A 25,105-nucleotide genomic window follows, 5' to 3' on the forward strand; every position below is an offset into this window, starting at 1 on the left:
GCCCGCGCCCAGCGGCGCGGGCCCCCGCCGATCACAGCCCGCCGACCTTCACCGGGAACTCCTGGATGGTCGCCACCACGACGTCCGGGTCGTCCGGCAGCACCAGCTCCACCGGCTCCCGCAACCGGTAGAGGTCGCCCCGCGGCGGGAACTGCGTCAGGTTCCCCACCAGCACCGCCGGGTTCTTCGTCTCCAGCACGAGGGGCTCGTACGCCTTCGGCGACGTGACGCCGGCGCGGCGCAGCAACTCGTCCGGCTGGTCGATCGTCATGGTGAACCGCAGCACCATCACCTGCTCGTAACGCGGTGGGTACCGCTGGGTCAGCCGCAGCAGGCTCTCGGGCGTGACGTCGATGTCGTTCTGCTCGATGGTGATCGTCCCGGCCGCGGTGTCGTCCTCCCCGCCGGGCAGCTCGCCGCTGACCCGGTGCCCGACCACCCGCAGTCGCACCGAGTTGTCCGGGTCGTCCGGGTTGTACTCCACCCGGACCTTGATACCGCCCCGGAAGTCCACGCTCACGACGCTCGTCCTGATCCGCAGCGGCGTGTTGACCGCGAGGCAGCTGCACGGGATCTCCGCGCCGATCGGCGGCAGCCCGTTGAACGTCCGGACCTCCTCCGCCGCCGCGCTCGGCGACCCCGCCACCGCCGCCGCGCCGACCCCCAACGCCGCCGCCGCGGTGCCCTTCAGGAACCCTCGCCGGTCCGCGCCGCCGAGCGGCTCCCCGTGGTGCTCGTGTTCGTTGTCGGACAACGTCAACCTCCACCGCACTTGTTCGCCAGTCCAGCGACTCGAACGTAGGGCAGGGTCACGGCGATCGTCGGCACCGCAAGCAAAAGCCAACCCGGTCGTGACGACATCCACCCGGCCGTGTGCTCTACGGCTGCTCGAAACCGTTGCGGCGCGTCATATTCGGCGGCGAATGACGGGGTGGTCGCACGGTCGAGCGATGCTGCCGGGCGACGCCTCATCAGGTCCGCTGCCGTGCTGCCCGCGTCCGTGTTGTCGCGCTCGTGCTGCCGCGCTCGTGCTGCCCGCGTCTGTGTTGTCGCGCTGGTGCCGTCCGGGTCTGTGCCGTCCGGGTCTGTGCTGTTCGGGTTCGTGCCGTTCGGGCTTGCGGTGCCGCGCTCGCGCTGTTCGCCGTGACTACGGCAACCGGGGCTCGACCAACTCGGCGACCTTCATCGCCGCCGGGCACGGATCCTCGTCGGGAGTGCCGGAGTTGAGCACGACATCGACCCGCGACGACTCCGTGACGCCGATGAAGACCCCGCAACTGCCGGTCGCCCCGATCGCCTGCTTGGCCTGGTGCCGACCGACCATGATCTCCTGCACCACGTTGCCGTTCGACTGCACCTGCGCCAACCCGGCGGTGGTCCGCACACCGACCCCGAGCCGTGCCGTTCGGGGCGAGAAGTTGCACACCCGCGCAGACCCGAGCTGCTCCACCACCGGTTCGGCGGTCTGCGCTCCGGTGATCGCCTCGGCCTCGGCCTTGGTCAGCAGCGTGCACGGGTCGAGGCCGTCGAGCGGACCACCCCTGGACGGCCCGACCTGCGGCGCGGTCGTCTGTTGCGCGCTCTCCGGCGCGGAAGCCCCGGCCGTCGGGTCGGACTGCCCGTCAGCCGGCCCGCCACAGGCGGTGGCCGCGAACAGCGCGACAGCCGCGCCGATCAGGATGATTCGAGGGTTCACGGTCTCTTCCCGGTCGGCAAGCTGACGCTTCGTGCGACGACCGTAACCAATCCCGCATCACCACCGCTAGACCTCCACCACCGCCCCCACACCGCACCGCCCCCACACCCCTCGGCCCCCACACTCCGCGCCCGTCACCCGACTCCGGCCGCACACACGCGCCTGACCGCTTCCGCCCGGTCGTACAACGCCTCCAACCCAACCCCGTCCACCACCGCCGCGAGGAACCGCTCCAACACCACCACGACCGCCCCCGGCAACGAAACCCGCGCCACCAGTCCGCTCAACGTCGCCATGGCCTCCCCGATCCGCTCGGCGGGCCGCGCCGCCGGCTCCGCGATCCCCAGCTCGTCCAGGGTGCGGAAGGTGCGGATCTCCGTCACCAACCGACCGATCGTGAACCACACCAACTCGTCCTGTCCGGCCCGCCGCTCGATCCGCCGCTGCAACGCGTCCACCACGTCGGTGTACGCGTTCAACGCCACGCCCCGGTCGGCACCGTCCCGCGACACCTCCTCGACCAACCGCCGAGCCGCCTCCGGCACCGCCGCGAACTCCGCCTCACCGAAGCCGACCGCGAGCATCGCCTCGACCAACTCCTCCCACGCCGCCCGCTCGCGGTCGGGCAGCGGCACCAGGGACAGCCGATCGCCCATGTGCCACCCCATGACGAAGTACCACGGCCCCTGCGCGGGCACCGCCACCGAGCCACCCGGCCCATCAGGGGGCGGCTGCCCCGGGCCGTGGTGCACGTTCACGACACCGGTGTTGGTGCCGACCTGGACGACCGGGCCGCGGACTTCACCGTTGACCACGTTGTTGGTCTGATCTGACATGCACGCTCCGGAGCGGCTGAGCGGGAGGCCGACGGCATCCCGGCCGTCGCGGTCGCCGGAATGCTAGGCCGCGCCGACGGATCGGCCGCCGCACTTTTGCGCGGCACCCGCGCGAGTGCCACGCCGTGCCGCTGCCACACGCCACCCCGACCCACGCCACGGCGACCCCACGCCACCCCGGCCCACGCCACGGCGACCTCACGCCACCCTGACCTGTGCCGTGTCGACCCGTGCAGCTTCACCCCGTGTCGTGTCGGCCCGCACAGCCCACGCCGCGTCGACTCGTGCCGCGCTGTGCCTGGCGTCGGGCCAATGTGCGGAACCTGGATCCGCAGCCCGGCCAACCGTCTCCTCACCGCAAGCAAGCCCGCCGCCCATCGCCAGCCGCACCGCCCGCCGCCAACCACCGCCATGCACACGCCCGCCGCCAACCACACCGCAAACCACACCGCCAACCGCCAACCACGTCGCCAACTACCGCCCGCCGCTGCCACCGGCCTACCGCAACCGCCGCCGGGCCGGCCGATTTATCCGGCTAACGTGAGACATGCGGTTCGGGTTGTCACCGGTTGCAAGCTTCGCCTGTCCGGGTGAGGTGGCACCGAAACCCGTGCCGGTGACAGCCCCGAGCCGATCCCGCTACACCGCCGTAGCCCGCACCAGCACCAACCGCTCCGGGTGCAGCACGGGAGCCTGCACGCCCGCCGACGTCAGCACCCGGCCCGGCAGCGTGACCCCCTCCGGCGTCCACCACGGCAGCCGGATGCCCCAGTTGTGCGCGTTCCCGTCCGGGTAATCCCCCGGCGGCAAGGGGCGCACGTGGTACCGCCGGTCGGGAGCCAGCCCCGGCAGGCGGACCGCGCCCGGCGGGTACGAGGCCGACGTGGCCAGGGAGACGATCGCGAACACGGCGTCCGAACCGTCCTCCGCCACCACCCCGTGCACCTCGATCGCCGGGTCCGGGTGGTCGCCGTGCACGGCCACCCCGGTGTGCAGCAACGGCCGCAGGGACTTGTACAGCGCCACCCACGACGACAACCGCTCCAGGTCCTCCGGCGACGCCGCCGTCAGGTCCCACTCGATCCCGAAGTGCCCGAACAGCGCCGTCCCCGCCCGGAAGTCGAGGGGGTGCCGCCGGTGGGTCGTGTGCGACGCCTCCGCCCCCACGTGCGTCCCCATCAGCTCCAACGGGATCAGCGCGTTGGTCCACCGCTGCATCGCCTGCCGCTCCAACGCGTCGATGCAGTCCGACACCCACACCCGGTCCGTGCGCTCCAGCACCTCCAGGTCCACCCGTCCGCCCCCGGACGAGCACGACTCGATCTCCACGCCGGGGTGCCGCCGCCGCAGCTCGTCCATCAGCCGGTACACGGCCAGCGTCTGCCCGTGCACCCCGGCCCGCCCGGTCGGCCGGTGCCCGGCGTCGACCAGGTCCCGGTTGTGGTCCCACTTCAGGTACGACACGGGGTACTCGGACAGCAGCGCGTCCAACCGCTCCAGGATGTACGCGAACGCCTCGGGCCTGGCCAGGTCGAGCACCTGCTGGAACCGGGCCGTCCCGGGCAGCCGGTCGCCGGCCGCCATGATCCAGTCCGGGTGCGCCCGCGCCAGGTCCGAGTCGGGGTTGACCATCTCCGGCTCGACCCAGATCCCGAACTGCATGCCCAGCCCGGTCACGTGGTCGGTCAACGGCCCGAGCCCGTCCGGCCACACCTCGTCGGACACGTACCAGTCGCCCAGCCCGCGCCGGTCGTCGCGCCGCGACCCGAACCAGCCGTCGTCCAGCACGAACCGCTCCGCGCCGACCGCGGCGGCGGCGTCGGCCAGTGCCTTCAGCCGGTCGAGGTCGTGGTCGAAGTACACCGCCTCCCACGTGTTCACCACGACCGGCCGGGGGGACCTCGGGTGCGACGGCCGGGACCGCAGGTGCCGGTGGAACCGCGCGGACACCTCGTCCAACCCGTGCCCGTACGACGCGTACTGCCACGGCGACGCGTACGACCCGCCCGGCCCCAGCACGACCTCGCCGGACAGCAGCAGCTCGCCGGACCCGAGCAGCGACACCGAGTGGTAGGTCCGCTCGGCGAACGTCCGGTGGTTGCCGGACCAGGCCGTGTGCACGGCCCAGACCTCGCCGGACCGGTTGCCGAACCCGGCGGTGCCGGCGGCGAACAGGTAGGCGGAGTCGTAGCCGGTGCGGCCGGTCCGGTTCTCGCGCACCCGCAGCCCGTGCGTCCACCGGGTGCGCTGCGGGCTGCGCTCGCGCGTCCACCGACCGGTGAAGTCCAAAATCTCGACCGCCTGCGCGGGCACCGGCAGGGTCAGGTTCACCGCGTCCACGGTGAAGTCGGACGAGCCGGTGTTGGTGAGCACGGCCCGCTGCCGCACCAGCCCGGCCGGCGTCAGCTCCACGACCAGGTCCAGCGCCAGCCCGGCGACCTCGTCCACGGCCCGGATCGCCGGACCGCCCGCGGACACCACCCGGAACGCGGTCGAGAAGTCCCGCCCGCCGCGGTTCCCGATGATCCCGGGCGTGCCGAGCCACCCCGCCGACTGCTCGGGCAGCACGGCCACGTCCACCGGGCCGTCCACCGAGAACCCGATGGGGTGCGGGCTCTGCGCGAGCAGCACCGCGTCCAGTTCCGCCGGGGACAGCTCGCCCAGGTCGGCGCCCCAGTGGCGGACGCGGGGGAGCGTGCCCCCGGAGAAGTCGAGCACCAGGCTCACACCCGCTGCCCGCAGGTGCGTCAGGTCTGCCACTTTGTGGTCTTCCTCTCTGGCGGTGAACCTCGTTGACTTACTTTAGTTGCTGGCGTAAGAATCGCCATACCTTGAACGTCACACGGCAGAAACCCACCGCCACCGCCCGGGAAAGAGGAACGATGACGCGCACGACCTTGCACGACGGGTGGCGGCTGAGCGCGGTGGGCGGGCCGATCCCCGCGGCCGTCGCCGACCGCGAAGTGCCCGCGGTCGTGCCCGGCAGCACGCACCTCGACCTCCTCGCGGCGGGCCTGATCCCCGAGCCCTACCTCGACACCAACGAGACCGAGCTGGCGTGGATGCACCGCGCGGACTGGCGTTACGCGCTCACCTTCGACGCCGAGGCCGCGCGGCCGGGCGAGAAGGTGGAATTGGCGTTCGACGGGCTGGACACCGTGGCGACGGTGGCGCTCAACGGCCACGTTCTCGGCAGCACCGCCAACATGTTCCGCTCCTACCGCTTCGACGTCCGCGAGCACCTGCGGGACGGCGCGAACGACCTCGTCGTCACGTTCCGCTCCGCCCTCGCCTACGCCGAGGAGCAGGAGGCCGCGCTGGGCCGGCGTGACCGCGCCTACCCGCACCCGATGAACGCGGTGCGCAAGATGGCCTGCTCGTTCGGCTGGGACTGGGGTCCGGACCTCCAGACCGCGGGCATCTGGAAGCCGGTGCGGCTGGAGCGCTGGACCGACGCCCGGCTGGCGCAGGTCCGCCCCCTGGTCACGGTGGACGGGGACGGCACGGGCCGGGTCGAGGTGCACGTCGAGGTCGACCGCGCCCGCGACGCGGCCCTCACGGCGGTCGCCACCGTGGCCGGCGTGGAGCGGCGCGTCCGCGTCGAGGGCGACTCCGCCGTGGTGACCGTCGAGGTGCCGGACGTCGACCTGTGGTGGCCCGTGGGCTACGGCGACCACCCCCTCTACGACCTCGACATCGTCCTCCTCGCCGATGACGCGGAGGTGGACCGCGCCGAGCGCCGCATCGGGTTCCGCACGATCACCGTCGACACCACGCCCGACGACATCGGCGCCCCGTTCACCTTCGTGGTCAACGGCAGGCCGGTGTTCGCCAAGGGCGCGAACTGGATCCCGGACGACCACTTCCTCACCCGGATCACCCGCGACCGCCTGGCGCGCCGGGTCGACCAGGCCGTCGCGGCGAACATGAACATGCTCCGCATCTGGGGCGGCGGCATCTACGAGACCGACGACTTCTACGACGTCTGCGACGAGCGCGGCGTGCTCGTCTGGCAGGACTTCCTGTTCGCCTGCGCCGCCTACGCCGAGGAGTCGCCGCTGTGGGAGGAGGTCGAGGCCGAGGCCCGGGAGAACGTCGCCCGGCTGACCTCGCACCCGTCCCTCGCGCTGTGGAACGGCAACAACGAGAACCTCTGGGGCTTCGAGGACTGGGGCTGGCGCGAGCAGTTGCAGGGCCGCACCTGGGGCCTGGGCTACTACACCGACCTGCTGCCGAAGATCGTCGCCGAGCTGGACCCGACCAGGCACTACTCGCCCGGCAGCCCGTACAGCCCGGGTGAGCCGCACCCGAACGAGGACACCCACGGCACGCGGCACGAGTGGGAGGTCTGGAACCGGGTCGACTACACCCACTACCGCGACCACGCGCCCCGGTTCTGCTCCGAGTTCGGCTTCCAGGGCCCGCCGACGTGGGCGACGCTCACCCGGTGGGTCCACGACGAGCCGATGACCCCGACCTCGCCCGCGTTCCTGCTGCACCAGAAGGCCGAGGACGGCAACGGCAAGCTCGACCGCGGCCTCGCGCCGCACCTGCCCGCGCCCGGGGCGTTCGAGGACTGGCACTGGGCGACCCAGCTCAACCAGGCCCGCGCGGTCGCGTTCGGGATCGAGCACTTCCGCTCCCACTGGCCCCGCACGGCGGGCGCGCTGGTGTGGCAGCTCAACGACTGCTGGCCGGTCACGTCGTGGGCCGCGATCGACGGCGACGAGCGGCCGAAGCCGCTGTACTACGCGCTGCGGCACGCCTTCGCGCCCCGCCTGCTCACCGTCCAGCCGCGGGACGGCGTGGACGTGCTCATCGCGGTCAACGACACCGACGACGCCTGGACCGGCGACGTCGCGCTGGAGCGCCAGACGTTCGCGGGCGAGGTGCTCGCGGCGGCTAAACTCCCGCTCGACGTGCCGGCGCGGTCGGTGGCGCGGCTCGACCTGGCGGCGGAGTTGACGACGCCGGGCGACCCGAGGGGGGAGGTGCTGGTGGTGGGCACGGCCGACGCGCGCACCGCGCACCTGTTCCGGGAGGACCTGGAACTGACCTACGACCCCGCGCCGCTGGCCGCCGAGGTGCGGCGGGTGGCCGAGGGCTACCGGGTGGACGTCACCGCGTCCTCCTTCGCCCGCGACGTCGCCGTGCTGGCCGACCGGGTCGCCGAGGACGCCGTCGTGGACGACGCGCTGGTCACCCTCACCGCCGGCGGGACGCACTCGTTCCTGGTCCGGACCGCGACCGAGCTGGCGGACCCGTCCGCGCTGACCGGTCCGCTGGTGCTGCGATCGGCCAACAGCCTGAGCGCGGTGCGGACATGACCGGCGGCTCCCCGACCGGTTCCGTCGGCCTCGTCCTGGCCCGCCCCGCGCGGCTGCTGGGCGCGGAGCCGTTCTTCATGGAGTTCATCGCGGGCATCGAGGAGCGGTTGGCCGAGGGCGACCGGTCCGTGCTGCTGCACATCGTGGGCACCGAGGACGCCGAGATCGCCGCCTACCGCAGGTGGGCGGCGGGCGGGGTGGTCGACGCGGTGGTCGTCGTCAACCGCACCGTGGACGACCACCGGCCGGCGATGCTGCGCGAGATGGGGCTGCCCGCGCTGTACGTGGGGGAGCCGGACGAGCTGGCCGTGCCCGCGGTCCGCACCGACGACGCGGGCCCGGTGCGCGAGGCCCTGGCGTACCTGCTGGAGCTGGGGCACCGGCGGATCGCGCGGGTCAGCGGTCCGAACACGCTGCTGCACACCAGGGCGCGCACCGCCGCGCTGGTCGAGGGGTGCGCGGAGGCGGGCATCGAGCCCGTCGTGGTGGAGGGCGACTATTCGGAGGAGTCCGGCGCGAAGCTCACCACCGCGCTGCTCAACGCCCCCGAGCCGCCCACCGCGATCCTGTACGACAACGACGTCATGGCCGTCGCGGGCCTGAGCGTCGCCAAGGAACTCGGCGTCGCCGTGCCCGACCGGCTCAGCCTGGTCGCGTGGGACGACTCGTCGCTGTGCCGGCTCGCGTCACCCGCGCTGACCACGATGAGCGTCGACGTGCACCAGTTCGGCGTCACCGTCGCCGAGTCCGTGCTGGAGCTGATCGAGGGCGTGGAGGTCGCCGAGCGCTGGTCGCCCAAGCCCACGCTCATCGCGCGGGAGAGCACGCGGTAACGCACCCCGGTAAAGGACCACCATGACCCACCTCGCCGCCGAGTCGCGGTACGACGCCATGCCCTACCGCCGCTCCGGGCGCAGCGGGCTGAAGCTGCCCGCCGTGTCGCTGGGGCTGTGGCACAACTTCGGCCACGACCGGAGCCTGGACGGTCAGGGGGCGATCCTGCGGCGCGCCTTCGACCTCGGCGTGACGCACTTCGACCTGGCCAACAACTACGGCCCGCCGCCCGGCGGCGCCGAGGAGAACTTCGGCAGGCTGTTCGCGCGGGACTTCCGGGCGCACCGGGACGAGATCCTGGTGTCCACCAAGGCGGGCTACCACATGTGGGACGGTCCGTACGGCGAGTGGGGCTCCCGCAAGCACCTGCTCGGCTCGCTGGACCGGTCGCTGGCCCGGCTCGGCCTGGACCACGTCGACATCTTCTACCACCACCGGCCCGACCCGGACACGCCCGTCGAGGAGACGATGGCCGCGCTGGACCACGCGGTGCGGTCGGGCAGGGCGCTGTACGTCGGCATCTCCAACTACTCGGCCGAGCAGACCCGGGAAGCGGCCCGCGTGCTGCGGGAACTGGGCACGCCGCTGCTGATCCACCAGCCGTCGTACTCGATGTTCAACCGGTGGGTCGAGGACGGGCTGCTCGACGTGCTGGCCGAGGTGGGCGCGGGCTGCATCGCGTTCTCGCCGCTGGCGCAGGGGGTGCTGACCGACCGCTACCTCGACGGGGTGCCGGAGGGGTCGCGGGCGGCGAGCGCGTCGCCGTTCCTGTCGTCGGCCAACCTGGACGAGGCGACGCTGGCGAAGGTGCGGGCGTTGAACGAGGTCGCCAAGCGGCGCGGGCAGACGTTGGCGCAGCTGGCGATCGCGTGGGTGCTGCGCAACGTGACGTCCGCGCTGATCGGCGCGTCGAGCGTGCGGCAGTTGGAGGACAACGTCGCCGCGACCGCGAACCTGGCGTTCGAGGCCGACGAGCTGGCCGAGATCGAACGGCACCTGTGACGTCCGCGTTACGTGGTGTGAACCGCTTCAGCGCTGGTGTCAACGCCTCTTGACGAAACTTTGCTTAACCGCTTAACTAAGTCCATGGGGCAAGCACTCGAGCCGGTCGCGGTCGCCGTGGACATCGGCGGGACCAAGCTCGCCGCGGCGCTGGTCGAACCCGACGGCGCCGTCCTGGCCCGCCGCACCACGCCGACGCCGGCGGGTGACGCGGAGACCGTCTGGCGCGGGCTGGCCGGCGTGCTCGGGGAACTGCTCGACCTCGCCGCCGGCCGGGCCGTGCTGGGCGCGGGCATCGCGTCGGCGGCCCCGATGGACCTGCGCACCGGCACCATCAGCCCGGTCAACATCCCCGGCTGGCGCGACTTCCCGATCACCGCGCGGGTCGGCGACCTGCTGCCCGGCCTGCCGGTCCGGCTCGGCGGCGACGCGCTGTGCATGGCGCTGGCCGAGTACCACCACGGCAACGGCCGGGGCAGCGAGTGCCTGCTCGGCATGGTCGTGTCGACCGGCATCGGCGGCGGGTTCGTCTTCGCCGGCAAGCCGCACTTCGGCGCCACCGGCAACGCGGGCCACGTCGGGCACTTCGTGGTCGACCCGGCCGGGCCGCGGTGCGGGTGCGGGGCCGACGGCTGCTCCGAGGCCATCGCCAGCGGCCCGTCGATGGTGCGGTGGGCGTTGGAGCAGGGTTGGCAGCCACTCGGCGGCACGGCCGACGGCGTCGCGCTCGCCGCCTCGGCGCGGGCCGGCGACCCGACCGCGCGGGCGGCGTTCCGGCGGTCCGGCGCGGCGGTCGCCCGGGTCATCACGGTCGCGTCCGCGTTGTGCGAGATCGACCGCGTGGTCATCGGCGGTGGCGTGGCGCAGGCGTGGGACCTGCTCGAACCCGCCGTCACCGAGCCGCTCGCGGACTACGCGGGGCTCGACTTCATGCGCCGGGTCGAGGTGTGCCCGGCGACGCTGGGCGTGGACTCCGGCCTGATCGGCGCGGCGGCGCTACTCGCCGACCGGCGGGCGCCGTCCGTGCCCGTGGGGATCTGAGGGGGCGCGGTGCGCAAGCTGGACACCACCGTCCGCGAGTACCACTGGGGTTCGCGGACCGCGCTCGCCGAGCTGCGCGGCGAGCCGTCACCGAGTCCCCGGCCGCAGGCCGAGCTGTGGGTCGGGGCGCACCCCGACGACCCGTCCCGGCTGGCCGGCTGCGACGTGCCGCTGGACGCGTACCTCGCCGCCAACCCCGCCGGGCTGCTCGGGCCGGACAGCCTGGCCGCGTTCGGCCCGCGGCTGCCGTTCCTGCTCAAGGTGCTGGCCGTGGCCGCGCCGCTGTCGTTGCAGGTGCACCCGGACCGGGAGCAGGCCGCGGTCGGGTTCGCCGAGCACGGCTACCGCGACGACCGGGCCAAGCCGGAAATCCTGGTCGCGCTGACCGGGTTCGAGACGCTGTCCGGCTTCCGCCCGCCGGCCGAGACCGCGGCGCTGCTGGACGGGCTGGACGTGCCGGAACTGGCGCCCCTGCGCGCGGGGCTGGCGGCCGGCGACACGTGGGGCGCGCTGCGTTGGGCGTTGCACTGCGCCGACGCCGACCTGGTCGGCCGGGTGGCCCGTGCCGCGGCCCGCGTGCCCGCGCTCGCGCACGTCGCAAAGCTGGCCGAGGTGTACCCCGGGGACGCGGGCGTGGTGGCGGCGTTGCTGCTCAACACGGTGACGTTGCGGCCGGGGCAGGCGGTCTACGTCGGCGCGGGGGTCCTGCACGCGCACCTGCGGGGCACCGGCGTCGAGCTGATGGTGAACTCCGACAACGTCCTGCGCGCGGGCCTGACCACCAAACCGGTGGACGTGGCGGGGGTGCTGTCGCTGGTCGACCGCCGGTCCGGGCCGCCCGCCGTGCTCGACGGCGTGGTGGACGGTCCACTGAGGACGTACCCGACGCCGGACCCGGAGTTCCGGCTGCACGCGGTGCGGCCGGGGGCCGTGCTGGCCGGGGGAGGGCCGCAACTCCTGTTGTGCGCCAAGGGGAACGTCGTGGTGGCCCGGGACGGCGCGGAGGTCGCGTTGCGCGGCGGCGAGTCGGTGTTCCTGCCGCACGGCGCGAGCGCCGCGGTGGTGTCCGGTGACGGCGAGGCGTTCTGGGCCACCACGAACCTCTGACGCCGGGCACGCGGGCGCGGCGCACCGGCCGCACCCGCGTGCCCCTGCGGTTTTACTGGAAGACCACGTCACTGCAGAGGTAGTACGCCTGGTCCATGTGGCTCGCCTGCCAGATCGTGAAGATCGTGTGGCGGCCGGTGCGGCTGCCCGCGTTCACCTGGGCCTGGTAGAGGCCGGTGGTGCCGTAGCGGCCGGTCGAGGTGACCAGCTCCAGGTCGCTCCAGCGCAGCGGGGTGGTGGTGGTGTCGACGCCCTGCCGGGTGATGTAGATCCGCAGGTAGTCCGCACCGTGCTTCGCCTGGTCGGTGATGGTGAGCGTGAACTGGCGCGGCTTGGTGGTGGTGTTCCACGCGCCGACCGTGTCGAGCGCCCGGTACCGGCCGCTCTCGGCCAGGCCGCCGCTGCAGAGCTGGCCGTTCGGCAGCGCGCCCTGGTGGTTGCCGCCGACCCCGTTGCGGTACAGGCCGTTCCAGTTCCACATGGCGTTGGGGTCGGTCTTCCACGCCTGCGCGCACATCGGGTCGGTCTGACCCATGTTCGGGTTCAGGTGGTCGCTGCCCCAGCGCTGCCAGCAGCCGTAGTTGCGCGACGGCGGATCGGTGACCGAGCCGTGCGCGCTCGCCACGCCCGAGGTGCCGACCAGGGCGACCAGGCCGGCGGCGAGGACCGCCAAGACCGAGGTGAAGACGCCGAGTGCCGAACGGAGACCGCGTCTGAAGGTCATGAGTTGTCCTCCACGTTGAGGATTTTCCGACTACGGGCTGGGAGCGCTCCCAGGCCCCAACGTAGCGAACCAACCACAGTCTGTGAACCCCCTCAAACCGCGTGAGTCGTACGTCCGGCTCTCGTGAGTCCTACGTTCACGACCCCTGAGTTCAACACTCGCGTCACCGGTAGTACCCCTCCACCGGCACGGTCGCCTCCTCGCGCAACGCCGGTCCCTCCTGCGGCACGGGTGGGAAGCCGCCGCCCGGCTTCAGCGCGTTCAGCTGCTCGGTCGACAACGCGAACACCACACGGCCCAGGCCGGACCGCTCGATCGCGCCCACGCACATCCCGCACGGCTGGCAGCTGGTGAACATCGTCGTCCCCGCCGCGACCTCCGGCGTGAGCGACCGCGCCGCCCACCGCGCCAGCTTCAGCTCCGGGTGCGCGGTGATGTCGTCGTCCGTCACGCTGGTGTTGCGCTCCTCCCGCAACACCGCGCCGTCCGGCCCGACCAACAACGACCCGAACGGCGGGTTGCCCGACGCACGCGCCTCCGCCGCCAGCTCGATCGCCCTGTGCAAGCTCATCCGAACTCCTTCCGCACGGTGGCCAGCGCCTGCCACGCCACCTCCGGGTGCAACGTCTCCTGGGGATCGCCGACGAACGGGTCCAGCACCACCGCCCGCACCCCGGCCGAACGCAGGTCCGCCAGGTCGCCCACGACCTGCCCGACCGTCCCCTCGCCCAACCGCCGCTCCGGCCCGGTCACCTCCGACGACGTCATCCGCAGCAGGATCCGCGGCGCCAACGCGGGCGCCGGCCGGCCTTCCTCCGCCGCCAGGGCCGCCAACCGCCCCGCCCCCTCGCGGAACGCCGCCGGCGTGAGGCGCAGCCCGTGCCACGCGTCCCCGAGCCGCACGGCCCGCCGCAACGCCGCGTCCGAGTGCCCGCCGACCCAGATCGGGATCGACCCGGCCCGGTAGTCCGACTCGTCCCGCCACGCCGCCCGCACCACCCGCAACGCCTCGTCGGCCAGCCGGCCGCGGTCGGCGAAGCGGACGCCCAGCGCGTCGTACTCCTGCCGCGCCCACCCGACGCCGACCCCGAGCACGAACCGACCGCCGGACACCTCCGCCAGGTTCGCCGCCATCCGCGCCACCAGCAACGGGTGCCGGTACGGCAGCACCACCACGGTCGTGCCGAGCCGGATCCGCGACGTCACCCCGGCCAGCCACGCCAACGCGGTGAACGGCTCGTAGAACGGGGCCGGGTACTGCTGCGCCACGTCCGGCGTCACCACCACGTGGTCGGACACCATCAACAGGTCGAAGCCCAGGCCCTCGACCGTCTGCGCCCAGTCCCGCAGCACGTCCGGCGAGGTGCCCGGCCCGAAGTTCGGGACGTTCACACCGATCTGCACCGCACCAAGGCTAGGCGTCGGCCACCGCCGCCTGAAGAGACGATCCACGGTCCGCACCGACCTTCGCCGTGGATTCCCCGGTAAAGTGCCCGGATGACCGGGAACCTCGATCCGACCGACTGGGCCATCCTCGGCGAGCTGCAACGCGACGGCCGGATCGCGCTGAGCGAGCTGGGCCGCCGGGTCAACCTCAGCGCCTCGGCCACCACCGAACGCGTCCGCAGGCTGGAGTCCGCCGGCGTGATCACCGGCTACCGGGCCGAGGTGGACCTGGCCAAGGTCGGCTACGCGGTGCTGGCAGTCGTCCGCCTGAAGTACCCCGGCAACCGGCACGAGCCGCTGCACGCGCTCATCGCCGAACGCCCCGAGATCCTCGAGTGCCTGCGCACCACGGGCGACGACTGCTACACGCTCAAGGTCGCCGCGACCTCCATGCCGCACCTGGAACAGGTGGTCAACGACCTGACCGGGTTCGGCAGCACGACCACGAACATCGTCTACAGCCAGACCCTGCCGTACCGGGGCGTGTCGGCGACCTGACCCACCCCGGTCACGGCTACCGCCAGGCGACGGCCGGCGCGCACGTCGCCGGGTCGAGGTCGCGCGCGCCCGCGACGACCACCCCGTCGGGCCGCACCCAGCACTTCGTCGGGTCCCACTCGTTGCGCCACTCGCCGAGCAGCAGCCCCTGGGCGTCGTACGCGTGGACGACGCCCAGCCGGTCCCACCCGTCCGGCATCTCCCAGTCGGCCGGGTGCGCGATGCGGGCCACGAACGTGCCGTTGGCGATCCGGGCCTCCACCGACCGGCCGCCGTGCAGGTAGACGACCTTGGCGACCTCCCCGGTCACCCGGCCCACCGCCAGGTCGTACCCGGCCTCGCCCGCGTGCTCGGCCTTGCCGTGCGCGCCGCCGCTCGCGGAGGCGAACGCGTCGACCGCGAGCGGGCCGGGCAGCCACCCGGTGTCCCGGACCGTGCCCGAAGTGGCGTTGTACGGCATCACCGGCCCGTCGACGGTGCAGCCGACCTGCTCGTTCGCGGTGTAGAGCAGGGCGAACGCGCCGACCTCGTCGGTCACGTACTGGTACAGCACCGCCTTGCCCGGTCGCAGCGTGCTCTCCAGGCAGCCCCGCTCGATCTCGGCGACCCGTTCCGGGGACAACCCGGGGATGACGGGCCCGTCGCCCGCCGGCGGCGCGGACGACGTCGTGGTCGTCACGGTGGCGGCGGTGGCGGCGTCGTCTCCCGCCCCCTGCCACGGCGCGAGCGTCGCGACGAGCGCCACGACGGCCGCCGCGGCGACGCCGGCCGCGATCAGGGGCGCGAACCGGACGGCCCGGCGTCCGCCGGAGACCTCCTGTTCCAGCCGTGCCCGGATGTGCGCCCGGCGGTGGGGCGGCACGTCCCGGGTCGGGGGGAGTACGTGGTTCATCGGTCCTCCAGGGTGAGCGCGGGGACGGCGACGACCGACGCCGGGCCGAGCTTGCGCGCCAGCCCGGCCTTGGCCTTGCTGACCCTGGCCCGGACGCTCACCTCGGCGATGCCGAGCACCCCGGCGGCGTCGGCGTACGACACCCCGGACCACACGCACAGCGCGAGGGCTTCCCGCTGGTTGCGCGGCAGCTCCGCCACGGCGGCCAGCAGCCGTGCCATCCGCCGCTGGTCGTCGACCCGCTCGGCCACCTGGTCGGCGTGGTCGGGCACCGGGGTCTCGACCGGGGCCCGGCGGGACAGCCGCAGCCGCCGCGCCGCCGTCCGGCGGTCGCCGCGCACCACGTTCGTGGCCACGGCCAGCAGCCACGGCAGGGCCGAGTCGTGCTCCAGCCGCAGCCGGTCCCGCTTGCGCCAGGCCACCAGGAACGTGTTCTGGAGGTGGTCCTCGGCCGCGGCCCACGACGCGGTCAGCCGGAAGCAGTGGTTGTAGACCGCCTTGGCGTGCCGGTCGAACAGCGCGCCGAAGGCCGGTCCGCTCCCCGCCGCGGCCTGTGACCACAGGGTGCGGTCGTCGGGGTCATCGGTCGTCATGTCCTGCTCGTGCCCGCCGGACGGAGATGTGTTGCCTCCGGGGTCTCATGAACCTCCGGGGTCCCATGAACAAGGACCGCCGCCGGCAGGGTCGGCCTCGGCATTGAGACCTCCGGGGTGCGGACCAGAGCGCTCTGGTGTCACACCCGACCACGCCGGCGGCGGCCCTCGATCCCGTCAACGCCGCCGCCTGCGTTGCGGGACGACCTTCTGGGAACGTTCCCATACCCCAGAAGGTAACGTATCGGCAACAGGTCTGGCAAGCGCTTTCCCGCCGTCGGGTCAGGAGTGCGGGCAGGTGTCACGGTATTCCTCGATCAGCGTGCTGCGGCCCGGCGCGGGGCACAGGAACTGCTCGTAGCGGGTGTCGTCGTCGATGAACCGCTTGAGCCAGGCGATGCTGTACTTGGCGATGGTCGTGTTCGAGGTGTTGGGCGCGAAGTGGCTCGCGCCGTTCAGCTCCAGGTACGCCTTGTCCAGCGTGGACGGCAGGGAGGTGTAGAACGGCTCGGAGTGCGACGCCACCGGCGCGACCGAGTCGTCCTCCGCCCCGATGACCAGGGTGGGCGTCCGCACCGAGGACCAGGTCTTGGTCAGGTTCCAGGCGGTGAGCGGGATCGACGCCTGCAGGGTGGGCCGATCCTTCGTCGCCTCCAGCGCGCCGCCGCCGCCCATCGAGTGGCCCATCACGCCGAGCCGCGAGGCGTCGACGCGGGAGCGCACGGAGCTGCTGGTGGTCAGGTAGTCCAGCGCGGCGAGGAGCTGGTCGCCGCGGGACGACGGCTGGTCGTAGCGGGAGTTCGTGTCGATGATGAAGACCACGAAGCCCTGCGAGGCCAGGCGCGGTCCGAGCCAGGACAGGCTGGACTGCGAGGCCGTGTAGCCGGGTGCGACCGCGACCGCGCCGAACGTGCCCTCGGCGGTGCTGGTCGGGTAGTAGATGGTGCCGCCGCCGAAGCCGCGCACGCTCAGTGACGACACCGCGGTCTCGGCGGTGGCGAACGGGCCGCGGACGGCCTCGATGCTCGCCGTGGTCGGCGCCGGGCCGCGTTCGTAGGGGTTCTCGGCCGCCCACGCGATCGTGCCGGACAGGGTGAGGGCTGCCGTCGCGGCGATGACGAGCGCGCGGCGGGACAGGGGATGCCTCAGGGACATGGTTGTGCTCTTCCCAGGGTGGCAAGGACTTGGCGGAGAGAGTCCTGAGTGGACCGTGCTTACCGCGGCCGAGTCTGGCGCACTACCTACTCCAGAGTCAAGTAAGTGTCTCGACACGCTCCGTAGTGTGAAAACAATTCACGTCGCCGGGTACCGGGAACCGGGTCGGGGACCGGAACTCCTACCTGCGAGGAAGCGCTCCCACAGAGGTCTTGACCGCGATCCGCGGGGTAACGAAGATCGGCGCGACAGTGCCGTCGCCCCGCTGACGAACGGAACCTCCGATGTCCCGCAGACACCTGAGCGCCGCGGTGGCCGCGGTGCTCGCCGCCGGTCTCGTCACCGGCGGCGCCACCGCCGCACCGGGGCCGGGCCCGCGCCAACCGGTCGTCGGCGAGCCGCGCACCGAGCACGGCTGCGCCCGGATCGAGGACCGCCTCCCCGAGCTGTCCCAGTGGCCGAGGGTCGACAGCCGGGTCGACTCCACCCCGGCCGACGAGCGGCGGATCCGCGGGATCCTCGACGGCATGACGCTGGCCGAGAAGGTCGGCCAGATGACCCAGCCCGAGATCGCCGCCATCACCCCCGACGAGGTGCGCGAGTACGGCATCGGCTCGGTGCTCAACGGCGGCGGGTCGTGGCCCGGCCGGGACAAGCACGCCGCGCCCGAGGCGTGGCTGGCCCTCGCCGACGCCTATTGGGACGCGTCCAGGGCCAGTCGCACGCGGGTGCCCGTGATCTGGGGCATCGACGCCGTGCACGGCAACAACAACGTCTACGGCGCGACGATCTTCCCGCACAACATCGGCCTGGGCGCCGCGCACGACCCGTGCCTGGTCCGGGACATCGGCGAGGCGACCGCCGAGCAGATCCGCGCCACCGGCCAGGACTGGGCGTTCGCGCCCACGCTGGCCGTGCCGCTGGACGACCGGTGGGGCCGCACGTACGAGGGCTTCTCGGAGGACCCCCGCATCACCCGCGCCTACGGCTACGAGGCCACCATCGGCCTGCAGGGCAAGGGCAAGCGCCGGGTGGGCGTGCTGGCCACGGCCAAGCACTTCATCGGCGACGGCGGCACGATCGGCGGCAAGGACCAGGGCGTCAACCCGTCGTCCGAGGCGGAGATGATCAACGTGCACGGCCAGGGCTACTACGGCGCGCTCGCGGCCGGCGCCCAGACCGTGATGGTGTCGTTCAACAGCTGGACCAACGAGGAGCTGGGCATCGACGAGGGCAAGCTGCACGGCAGCAGGCTCGCGGTGAACGACATCCTCAAGGGGAAGATGGGCTTCGACGGCCTGGTGGTGTCGGACTGGAACGGCATCGGCCAGGTCCCCGGCTGCACCAACGCGAGCTGCCCCCAGGCGATCAACGCGGGCATCGACGTGGTGATGGTGCCCAACGACTGGAAGGCGTTCATCGCCAACACGATCGCCCAGGTCGAGGACGGCCGGATCCCGATGTCCCGCATCGACGACGCGGTGACCCGCATCCTGCGCGTCAAGCTCCGCGCGGGCGTGCTGGACGGCGAGAAGCCCTCGCGGCGCCACCACGCCGGGTCGGCCGACGCGCTGGAGGCCCGCGAGCTAGCCCGCGAGGCCGTGCGCAAGTCCCAGGTGCTGCTCAAGAACGACAACCGGGTGCTGCCGCTCAGCCCGCGGTCGAAGGTGCTGGTCGTCGGCAAGAGCGCGGACAGCCTGCAGAACCAGACCGGCGGCTGGACGCTCACCTGGCAGGGCACCGGCAACACCAACGCCGACTTCCCCCACGGCACCACGATCCTCGGCGGGCTCAAGGAGGTCCTCGGCGAGCGGAACGTGGTGTTCAGCGAGAACGGCGACGTCGACCCGACCGGGTTCGACGCGGTCGTCGCGGTGATCGGCGAGACGCCGTACGCGGAGGGCGTCGGCGACCTCGGCAAGCGCTCGCTGGAGGCGGCGAAGCTGTACCCGAACGACCTGGCCGTGCTGGACAAGGTCAGCGGCAAGGGCACGCCGGTCGTCACGGTGTACGTGTCGGGCCGCCCGCTGCACGTGAACAAGGAGCTGAACCGCTCGGACGCGTTCGTGGCGGCGTGGCTGCCCGGCACCGAGGGCGGCGGCGTGGCCGACCTGCTGGTCCGCGGCCGGCACGCGTACCCCGGCTACACCGGCAAGCTGTCGTTCTCGTGGCCGCGCAGCGCCTGCCAGACGCCGTTGGACGCGGGCGGCGACCCGCTGTTCAAGGCCGGGTACGGCCTGAAGAGCCGGCAGACCGGGAACGTCGGCGTGCTGGACGAGACCTCGCCCGAGTTCGGCTGCTCCGGCAACGGCGGTGGCGGCACCGCGACCGAGGACCTGGAGCTGCACGTCCGGACCGACGTCGCGCCGTACCGCAGCTACATCGGGTCGCCGGACAACTGGGGCGGCACGGAGCTGGGCCCGGACGGCGAGGCGGCGCACGGCTCGATCACCGTCGTGCCCGCGGACGTGAACGTGCAGGGCGACGCGATGAAGACGACGTGGACCGGCACCGGGCCCGGCCAGGTCTACCTGCAGAACCCGGCGGGCGGCACGGACCTGCGCGGGTACCTCAACGCCGACGCGGCGCTGGTGTTCGACGTGATCGTGCACCAGGCCCCGGCCGCGCGGACCGTGGTGAGCACGCACTGCCAGTACCCGTGCTTCGCCGAGGTCGACGCGACCGGCCTGTTCGGCGGGCTGCCGGCGGGCGCGAAGTCGACGGTGAAGATCCCGATCTCCTGCTTCGCGCAGGGCGGGCTGGACCTGGAGAACGTCAACACGCCGTTCCTGGTCTACACGGAGGGCGCGTTCCAGGCGTCGTTCGCGAACGTGCGGTGGGTGCCGAAGGCCGCTTCGGACCCCGACGCGAAGACGTGCGCCGAACTGACGTGACGTGAGCAGGGGGTGCGGACGCGTCCGCACCCCCCTGTCTCAGTACCCCACGGTGAAGCGCCGGCGGCGGTGCCGGGGCGTCTCCGCCTCGTCCAGCAACGCCACCGCCAGGTCCTCCAGCGAGATGGCGGACCCGACCTGCTCGTCACCGCCGACCCGGAACACCCCGGTCCGCTCGCCCGGCTCCAGCACCGCGGGCGGGCTGAGGTAGGTCCAGTCGGCCGCGCGGTCGGCCAGGCACACCGCCAACTGCTCGGCGCACGCCCGCGCGATCGGCTTCAACGCCTCCGGGAAGTCGGGCGCCTCCTCGACCGTGTGCCCGGCGGGCGTCACGAGCGTGGCCGCGCCGCCCACGGCCAGCAGCCGCACGCCGGTCCGCGCCACGCCGGCCAGCAGCGCCCGCGTCGCCTCGACCAGCTCGTCCTCCCGGCCGTCCACCGGTCGGGTCGCGCTGACGACCAGGTCGCGGCCGGCGCTGAGCCGCACCACGTCCGCGACGACCCGGGCGTCACCCACCTCGCCGCCCGAACCGGGTCGGCGGCTGACGGGCGTCACGTCGTGACCGCGTCGCCGGGCCTCCGCCACCACCCGGCGGCCGACGCTACCGAACGCTCCGAACACCGTGATCCGCACGGCTCTCCCCCTTCTCTCGCACGGTCGTCGTCCGCTGTGCCACCACGAGCGCGCCGAGCACGACCGCCGCGCCGAGCACCTGCCACGCGGTCAGCTCCTGGTCCAGCGCGAGCCACCCGACGAGCGTCGCCACCACCGGGCTGAGCAGGCCGAGGAACGTGACCTGCGTGGCCGGCAGCACCCGGATCCCGCGGAACCACAGGGCGTAGGTGAGCGCGCCGCCGATGAGGCCGAGGTAGGCGAAGCCGCCGACGTTCGCCGCGGTGATCGCCGGTGGCAGGCCCTCGACCAGCAGCGTCACCGGCAGCAGCACCAGTCCGCCCGCCACGAGCTGCCACCCGGTGACGGCCAGCAGCGGGGCGGGGGCGGTCCAGCGCTTGCTCAGCACGACCCCGGCCGCCATCACCACCGCGCCGCCCAGCGCGGCGGCCACCCCCACCGCGTCCAGCCGGGCATCGGCCCGCAAGACCAGCAAGGCGACGCCGACGACGCCCGCGATCCCGGCCAGCGCCGCCCTCGTCGTCATCCGCTGCCCGAGCAGCAGGGCCGCGAGCCCGAGGACCACCAGCGGCTGCACCGCGCCGACGGTCGCCGCCACACCGCCCGGCAGCCGGTACGCGGCCAGGAACAGCAGCGGCAGGAACACGCCGATGTTGAGCGTGCCCAGGACGAGCGAACGCCACCACCAGTCCCCGCTCGGCGCCCGTCGCGTGACCGCGACCAGCAGCAACCCGGCCGGCAACGCCCGCAGCAGGCCGGCCAGCAGCGGCCGGTCCGGGGGCAGGTACTCGGTGGTGGCGTAGTAGGTCGTGCCCCACACGGCTGGGGCCAACGCGGTCACCCATTTGCTTAGCACTAAGACAAAGTATCTCACCGCTAAGGTATCCGTCGGGTGAGTTAGCTCACCGCTAAGCTAGTTCGATGGCAGATCACGTCGACCTGGTGCTCGGCCAGTGGCACGCGCGCCGCCCCGACCTCGACGTCTCGCCGATGGCGGTGATCGGCCGGCTCAGCCGCCTCGCCCGCCTGGTGGACGGCGAGCTGGGCAGGACGTTCGCCGCGCACGGCCTGGACCGGGCGTCGTTCGACGTCCTGGCCACCCTGCGCCGCAGCGCGCCGCCGCACCGGCTCACGCCGACCGAGCTGATGCGCGCCTCGATGGTCACCTCGGGCGCGGTGACGCAACGGCTCGACCGCCTCGAAGCGCGGGGTCTCGTCGCCCGGACCCCGAACGAGCACGACGGGCGCGGGGTCGTCGTGTCGCTCACCGAGGCCGGGTTCGAGCTGATCGACCGGGTGCTGCCCGACCACCTCGCCACGGAGGACCGGGTGCTCGGCGCGTTGTCGGCGTGGGAGCGGGAGGCGTTGGCGGACACCTTGAAGCGGTTGCTGGAATCCCTCGGCGACAGCTGACCGGCCGGAGACCTCCACTGCGCGTGCGCGGGCAATCCCACTCGGCCGCTTGCCGCGGTCGGTCGCGTTGCCCGCGCCCGCTCCTGCCGACTCCTCCCGATCCCCGCGTAAGGCGAACACCGCCGTTCTGCGGAAAACGTGAGGGATCCCGGGGATCCCGCCCGTCCCGCGCGATCCCGGCGCGGTGCGGGAAAAGCGACTTTACCCGACCGAGATCCGGAGTTGACCGACGCGAAGGCGACCCGACCGGGATCCGCCGCGCGCACCGGTCGCCCCACTCCCCGGAACCGGGTCGGACGCCGACTACCGCACCGTGCGGAGGTCACCTGGGCGGGGCCAACGCCTTCGTCCCCACGAAGGGTCGGCGCGATTGCCGAGGTAGGACCGGGTGTTCGCGGTCCGACGACCCCGACCCGGCGCCGGGCACGAATGCGCTGGTCCGCGCGCTGTCGGGGGAAAGTGCGGAATTGTTCCCGCGGATTGTGACGGTGCGTGTTCGCGATTCACACGTCCGGTCGAGTGTTGGCCAGTGGGGGGTGGGTAAACTGCCGCGAATCCGCAATATCACAGCAAGGCAACGGGGATGTCGATCCCAAGTCAGAGACAAGCGGCCACGCCGCCACCCGAACGCGCACGCGAACTGCTGGCACGGAAGTGGTCGTACCTGCTGAGCGCGGCCGTCGTCGTCGCGCTGAGCCGTGCCGACCTCGACCGCGAGACGCGCGCACGGCTCGCCGAGCTGTGCGACGCGGTGCACGCCGAAGCGGCGCACGAGCCGCCGACCAGGCCGGCGGAGCAGATCGGCGAGGAGCTCGTCGCGCTCGGGTACGTCACCGAGGACGGCTTGCGGCTCACCCTCGACGTGCTCGGCAAGGGGCTGCTCGGGTTGCCCGAGTTCCGGCCCGTCGAGCGGTACGCGCAGCCGATCGTGACCGTGCTCGGCGCGTTGTCGGCCGGGTTCCTGGCGGCGAGCCGGCGCGCGGTGTTCGAGCAGCAGGAGGACGTGCAGCTCTCGCTGCTCAAGGCGGTCCGCGACGCCCAGTGGAACCTCCGGGAGAGCGAGGCGCGGTTCGAGGAGGTCGCCACGTCGTCCGCCAGCGGGATCCTGGTGGTCGACCTGGACGGGCGGATCGTGCGGGCCAACGCGGCGATCGGCGACATCCTCGGGTACACGACGGAGGAGCTGGCCGGGTTCGCCCTGCCGGAGCTGGTGCACCCGGACTCGGTCCGCGTGCTGGACGAGGCCCTGCGGGCGCTGCTGGACGGCAGGCACGAACGGGTCAGGCAACCGCAGCGCCTGCTGCGCAAGGACGGCGACGTCGCGCGGATCTCGTTGACGGTCTCGCTGCTGCGCGGCGCGGACGACCAGCCGGTGCACTTCGTCGCCGTGATCGAGGACGGCACCGAGCTGATGCTGCTCCAGTCCGAGCTGCACCGGCAGGCGCTGCACGACGTGTCGACCGGGCTGCCGAACCGGCAGTTCTTCACCAGCCACCTGGAGGGCGCGTTGCGACGCGCCGACCCGGTGCGCGGCGTGTCCCTGTTCCACCTCGACCTCGACGCGTTCGGCATGGTCGGCAACAGCCTCGGCCGGCCGACCGGCGAACGGCTGCTCGTGCACGTCGCGCAGCGGCTGAAGGCCGTGATGGCGCGGGAGAAGGCGATGATCGCCCGGCTCGGCGACGACGAGTTCGCCATCCTGGTCGAGAACACCGCCACCACGCCCGACGTGGCGGCGACGGTGGCCGAGATCGACCGCGAGCTGTCGGAGCCGGTGTACCTGGAGGGGCGCGGCGTGGCCGTGTCGGTGAGCGTCGGCGTGGTGCGCCGGCCGCCGCCGGACTGGGAGCCGGCCGAGGTGATGCGGGCCGCGGAGCAGGCGTTGCGGCGGGCGAAGGCGGCCGGTCGCGGGCAGTGGGAGCTGTTCCACCCCGGGCAGGACGCGAAGGAGCGGTGGGTGGACGCGCTCGCCGTCGCCATGCCCGGCGCGTGGGAGCAGGGCGAGCTGGAGGTGCGCTACCAGCGGGTGGTGGGCCTGGCCGACGGCGCCCTGGCGGGCGTGACGGCGAAGCTGCACTGGGACCGCGGCGAGGACCCGGTCGACCACGAGCGGTGCACGGCGATGGCCGAGCGGACGGGCCTCATCCTGCCGCTGGGCGAGTGGCAGCTCGCGACCGCGTGCGGCCAGGTGTCGTGGTGGGGCCAGGGCTCCGGGTGGGCCGTGCCGCTGCACGTCGGGCTGACCAGGCACCAGTCGTGCGACGGCGACCTGGTCCGGCGGGTGCGCCGGGTGTTGGACGACACCGGGCTGCCCGCGTCGCAGCTGACGGTCGGCGTGCCGGTGCCCGCGCTGGCGGAGTTCGACGCGGTGGAGAACCTGACCGTGCTGGCCGAGCTGGGCGTCGGCACGGCGCTGGACGACTTCGCGCTCGGTCCGGACGACCTGGCGATGGCCTCGGAGCTGCCGGTCCGGTCGGTGCGCGTGGCGCGCCGGTTGGTCGGGCGGCAGGCGCGGGGCGGCGCGGACTACCTGGCCGACCTGGTGGCGCAGGCCCGGCAGGCGGGCGTGCAGGTGCTGGTCGACGGGGTGCAGACGGAGGAGCAGGTGCGGTGGTGGCACGCCGCGGGCGCGGTCGCCGGAACCGGTCCGCTCTTCGGCGAGCCGGTGCCGCCGGGCGACCTCCACCGGCCGGACGCCTGACCCCGGAGTCGCTGTCGCGGAACGGGGTGGAATCGGGTCTTCACACGCGGTTTCCTTACCGTTACAGTTCTGGGAGCGCTCCCAGTCCGGCTCCGGTCAACGACGACCGGGATCCGGACCGGCGCGGCAGGACCTGATCACCGTCGCCCCCGCCGTGAGGTCGGCCGACGCACCCGTGCGGCAGCGGGTCGCGGGCCGAGGCGTCCCGGCGGTGATCCCGCGGTGGGGGGGGGGGGGCGGGGGAGCGCCGCCCGCCACGAACCCCAACACCGCACAGCCCCTCGGTACACAGCACGCACACCAAAGCACCGCG

Annotated in this window: 21 protein-coding genes; 9 read left to right on the forward strand and 12 right to left on the reverse strand. The window is 73.0% G+C overall.

Annotation, left to right across the window (positions count from 1 at the left end; translation table 11 throughout):
• Positions 1 to 31: 31 nt before the first annotated feature.
• The 4 genes from ACFXGA_RS09200 to ACFXGA_RS09215 all read right to left on the reverse strand — a co-directional run bounded on the left by ACFXGA_RS09200 (position 32) and on the right by ACFXGA_RS09215 (position 5,292).
• Complete coding sequence (locus tag ACFXGA_RS09200) at positions 32 to 754, reverse strand: twin-arginine translocation signal domain-containing protein (RefSeq protein ID WP_378085857.1); 723 nt, start codon at positions 752 to 754, stop codon at positions 32 to 34.
• A gap of 393 nt (positions 755 to 1,147) precedes the next feature.
• Positions 1,148 to 1,696, reverse strand: a complete 549-nt coding sequence (locus ACFXGA_RS09205; RefSeq protein WP_378085860.1) for a DUF3558 domain-containing protein — start codon at positions 1,694 to 1,696, stop codon at positions 1,148 to 1,150.
• Between the two features lie 134 nt (positions 1,697 to 1,830).
• Positions 1,831 to 2,532, reverse strand: coding sequence for a hypothetical protein (locus tag ACFXGA_RS09210; protein ID WP_378085862.1), 702 nt, complete (start codon positions 2,530 to 2,532; stop codon positions 1,831 to 1,833).
• A 639-nt stretch (positions 2,533 to 3,171) separates the two neighbouring features.
• Positions 3,172 to 5,292 carry an alpha-galactosidase gene (locus ACFXGA_RS09215; protein ID WP_378085864.1) on the reverse strand — a complete coding sequence of 707 codons (2,121 nt, stop codon included), beginning with the start codon at positions 5,290 to 5,292 and terminating at the stop codon, positions 3,172 to 3,174.
• A gap of 122 nt (positions 5,293 to 5,414) precedes the next feature.
• Here ACFXGA_RS09215 and ACFXGA_RS09220 point away from each other — a divergent pair, with 122 nt between their 5' ends.
• The 5 genes from ACFXGA_RS09220 (at position 5,415) to manA (ending at position 11,843) form a co-directional block, all read left to right on the forward strand.
• Positions 5,415 to 7,859, forward strand: coding sequence for a glycoside hydrolase family 2 protein (locus tag ACFXGA_RS09220; RefSeq protein WP_378085866.1), 2,445 nt, complete (start codon positions 5,415 to 5,417; stop codon positions 7,857 to 7,859).
• Positions 7,856 to 8,692 (forward strand): LacI family DNA-binding transcriptional regulator, encoded by an 837-nt coding sequence (locus ACFXGA_RS09225; RefSeq protein WP_378085868.1) that lies wholly within the window; start codon positions 7,856 to 7,858, stop codon positions 8,690 to 8,692. The genes ACFXGA_RS09220 and ACFXGA_RS09225 overlap by 4 nt, the downstream gene beginning before the upstream one ends.
• 22 nt (positions 8,693 to 8,714) lie before the next feature.
• Complete coding sequence (mgrA, locus tag ACFXGA_RS09230) at positions 8,715 to 9,695, forward strand: L-glyceraldehyde 3-phosphate reductase (protein WP_378085870.1); 981 nt, start codon at positions 8,715 to 8,717, stop codon at positions 9,693 to 9,695.
• An 84-nt stretch (positions 9,696 to 9,779) separates the two neighbouring features.
• Complete coding sequence (locus tag ACFXGA_RS09235; RefSeq protein WP_378085872.1) at positions 9,780 to 10,736, forward strand: ROK family protein; 957 nt, start codon at positions 9,780 to 9,782, stop codon at positions 10,734 to 10,736.
• Positions 10,737 to 10,745: 9 nt separating this feature from the next.
• Positions 10,746 to 11,843, forward strand: a complete 1,098-nt coding sequence (gene manA, locus ACFXGA_RS09240) for a mannose-6-phosphate isomerase, class I (RefSeq protein ID WP_378085874.1) — start codon at positions 10,746 to 10,748, stop codon at positions 11,841 to 11,843.
• 52 nt (positions 11,844 to 11,895) lie between these two features.
• On the opposite strand, the gene ACFXGA_RS09245 is transcribed toward manA, so the two are convergent.
• The 3 genes from ACFXGA_RS09245 to ACFXGA_RS09255 form a co-directional block, all read right to left on the reverse strand.
• Positions 11,896 to 12,567, reverse strand: coding sequence for a lytic polysaccharide monooxygenase (locus ACFXGA_RS09245; RefSeq protein WP_378085876.1), 672 nt, complete (start codon positions 12,565 to 12,567; stop codon positions 11,896 to 11,898).
• A gap of 163 nt (positions 12,568 to 12,730) precedes the next feature.
• Positions 12,731 to 13,138, reverse strand: coding sequence for a nucleoside deaminase (locus ACFXGA_RS09250; protein ID WP_378085878.1), 408 nt, complete (start codon positions 13,136 to 13,138; stop codon positions 12,731 to 12,733).
• Entirely contained in the window at positions 13,135 to 13,971 is an 837-nt protein-coding gene (locus ACFXGA_RS09255) for an LLM class flavin-dependent oxidoreductase (RefSeq protein ID WP_378085880.1), read from the reverse strand. Before ACFXGA_RS09255 ends, ACFXGA_RS09250 begins: the two co-directional genes overlap by 4 nt.
• A gap of 93 nt (positions 13,972 to 14,064) precedes the next feature.
• Between ACFXGA_RS09255 and ACFXGA_RS09260 the strand changes: the two genes are divergently transcribed.
• Positions 14,065 to 14,511 (forward strand): Lrp/AsnC family transcriptional regulator, encoded by a 447-nt coding sequence (locus ACFXGA_RS09260; RefSeq protein WP_378085882.1) that lies wholly within the window; start codon positions 14,065 to 14,067, stop codon positions 14,509 to 14,511.
• Between the two features lie 16 nt (positions 14,512 to 14,527).
• On the opposite strand, the gene ACFXGA_RS09265 is transcribed toward ACFXGA_RS09260, so the two are convergent.
• The 3 genes from ACFXGA_RS09265 to ACFXGA_RS09275 form a co-directional block, all read right to left on the reverse strand.
• A complete protein-coding gene (locus ACFXGA_RS09265; protein ID WP_378085884.1) occupies positions 14,528 to 15,403 on the reverse strand; it encodes a hypothetical protein in 876 nt (291 codons plus the stop codon).
• On the reverse strand, positions 15,400 to 15,996 hold the full coding sequence (locus ACFXGA_RS09270; RefSeq protein ID WP_378085886.1) for an RNA polymerase sigma factor: 597 nt from the start codon (positions 15,994 to 15,996) through the stop codon (positions 15,400 to 15,402). Before ACFXGA_RS09270 ends, ACFXGA_RS09265 begins: the two co-directional genes overlap by 4 nt.
• A gap of 282 nt (positions 15,997 to 16,278) precedes the next feature.
• The gene (locus ACFXGA_RS09275) at positions 16,279 to 17,151 is read right to left on the reverse strand and encodes an alpha/beta hydrolase family protein (RefSeq protein WP_378085888.1); all 873 of its coding nucleotides are present in this window, start codon (positions 17,149 to 17,151) and stop codon (positions 16,279 to 16,281) included.
• A gap of 284 nt (positions 17,152 to 17,435) precedes the next feature.
• Between ACFXGA_RS09275 and ACFXGA_RS09280 the strand changes: the two genes are divergently transcribed.
• A complete protein-coding gene (locus ACFXGA_RS09280) occupies positions 17,436 to 20,045 on the forward strand; it encodes an exo 1,3/1,4-beta-D-glucan glucohydrolase (protein WP_378085890.1) in 2,610 nt (869 codons plus the stop codon).
• A gap of 39 nt (positions 20,046 to 20,084) precedes the next feature.
• On the opposite strand, the gene ACFXGA_RS09285 is transcribed toward ACFXGA_RS09280, so the two are convergent.
• The gene (locus tag ACFXGA_RS09285; RefSeq protein ID WP_378085892.1) at positions 20,085 to 20,678 is read right to left on the reverse strand and encodes an NAD(P)-dependent oxidoreductase; all 594 of its coding nucleotides are present in this window, start codon (positions 20,676 to 20,678) and stop codon (positions 20,085 to 20,087) included.
• Complete coding sequence (locus tag ACFXGA_RS09290) at positions 20,647 to 21,519, reverse strand: EamA family transporter (RefSeq protein ID WP_378085954.1); 873 nt, start codon at positions 21,517 to 21,519, stop codon at positions 20,647 to 20,649. Before ACFXGA_RS09290 ends, ACFXGA_RS09285 begins: the two co-directional genes overlap by 32 nt.
• 80 nt (positions 21,520 to 21,599) lie before the next feature.
• Between ACFXGA_RS09290 and ACFXGA_RS09295 the strand changes: the two genes are divergently transcribed.
• Positions 21,600 to 22,091, forward strand: coding sequence for a MarR family winged helix-turn-helix transcriptional regulator (locus tag ACFXGA_RS09295; RefSeq protein ID WP_378085894.1), 492 nt, complete (start codon positions 21,600 to 21,602; stop codon positions 22,089 to 22,091).
• 583 nt (positions 22,092 to 22,674) lie between these two features.
• Positions 22,675 to 24,792, forward strand: coding sequence for a putative bifunctional diguanylate cyclase/phosphodiesterase (locus ACFXGA_RS09300; RefSeq protein ID WP_378085897.1), 2,118 nt, complete (start codon positions 22,675 to 22,677; stop codon positions 24,790 to 24,792).
• Positions 24,793 to 25,105 lie beyond the last annotated feature (313 nt).

The organism is Actinosynnema sp. NPDC059335 (genome assembly GCF_042752395.1).
Lineage (GTDB): Bacteria > Actinomycetota > Actinomycetes > Mycobacteriales > Pseudonocardiaceae > Actinosynnema.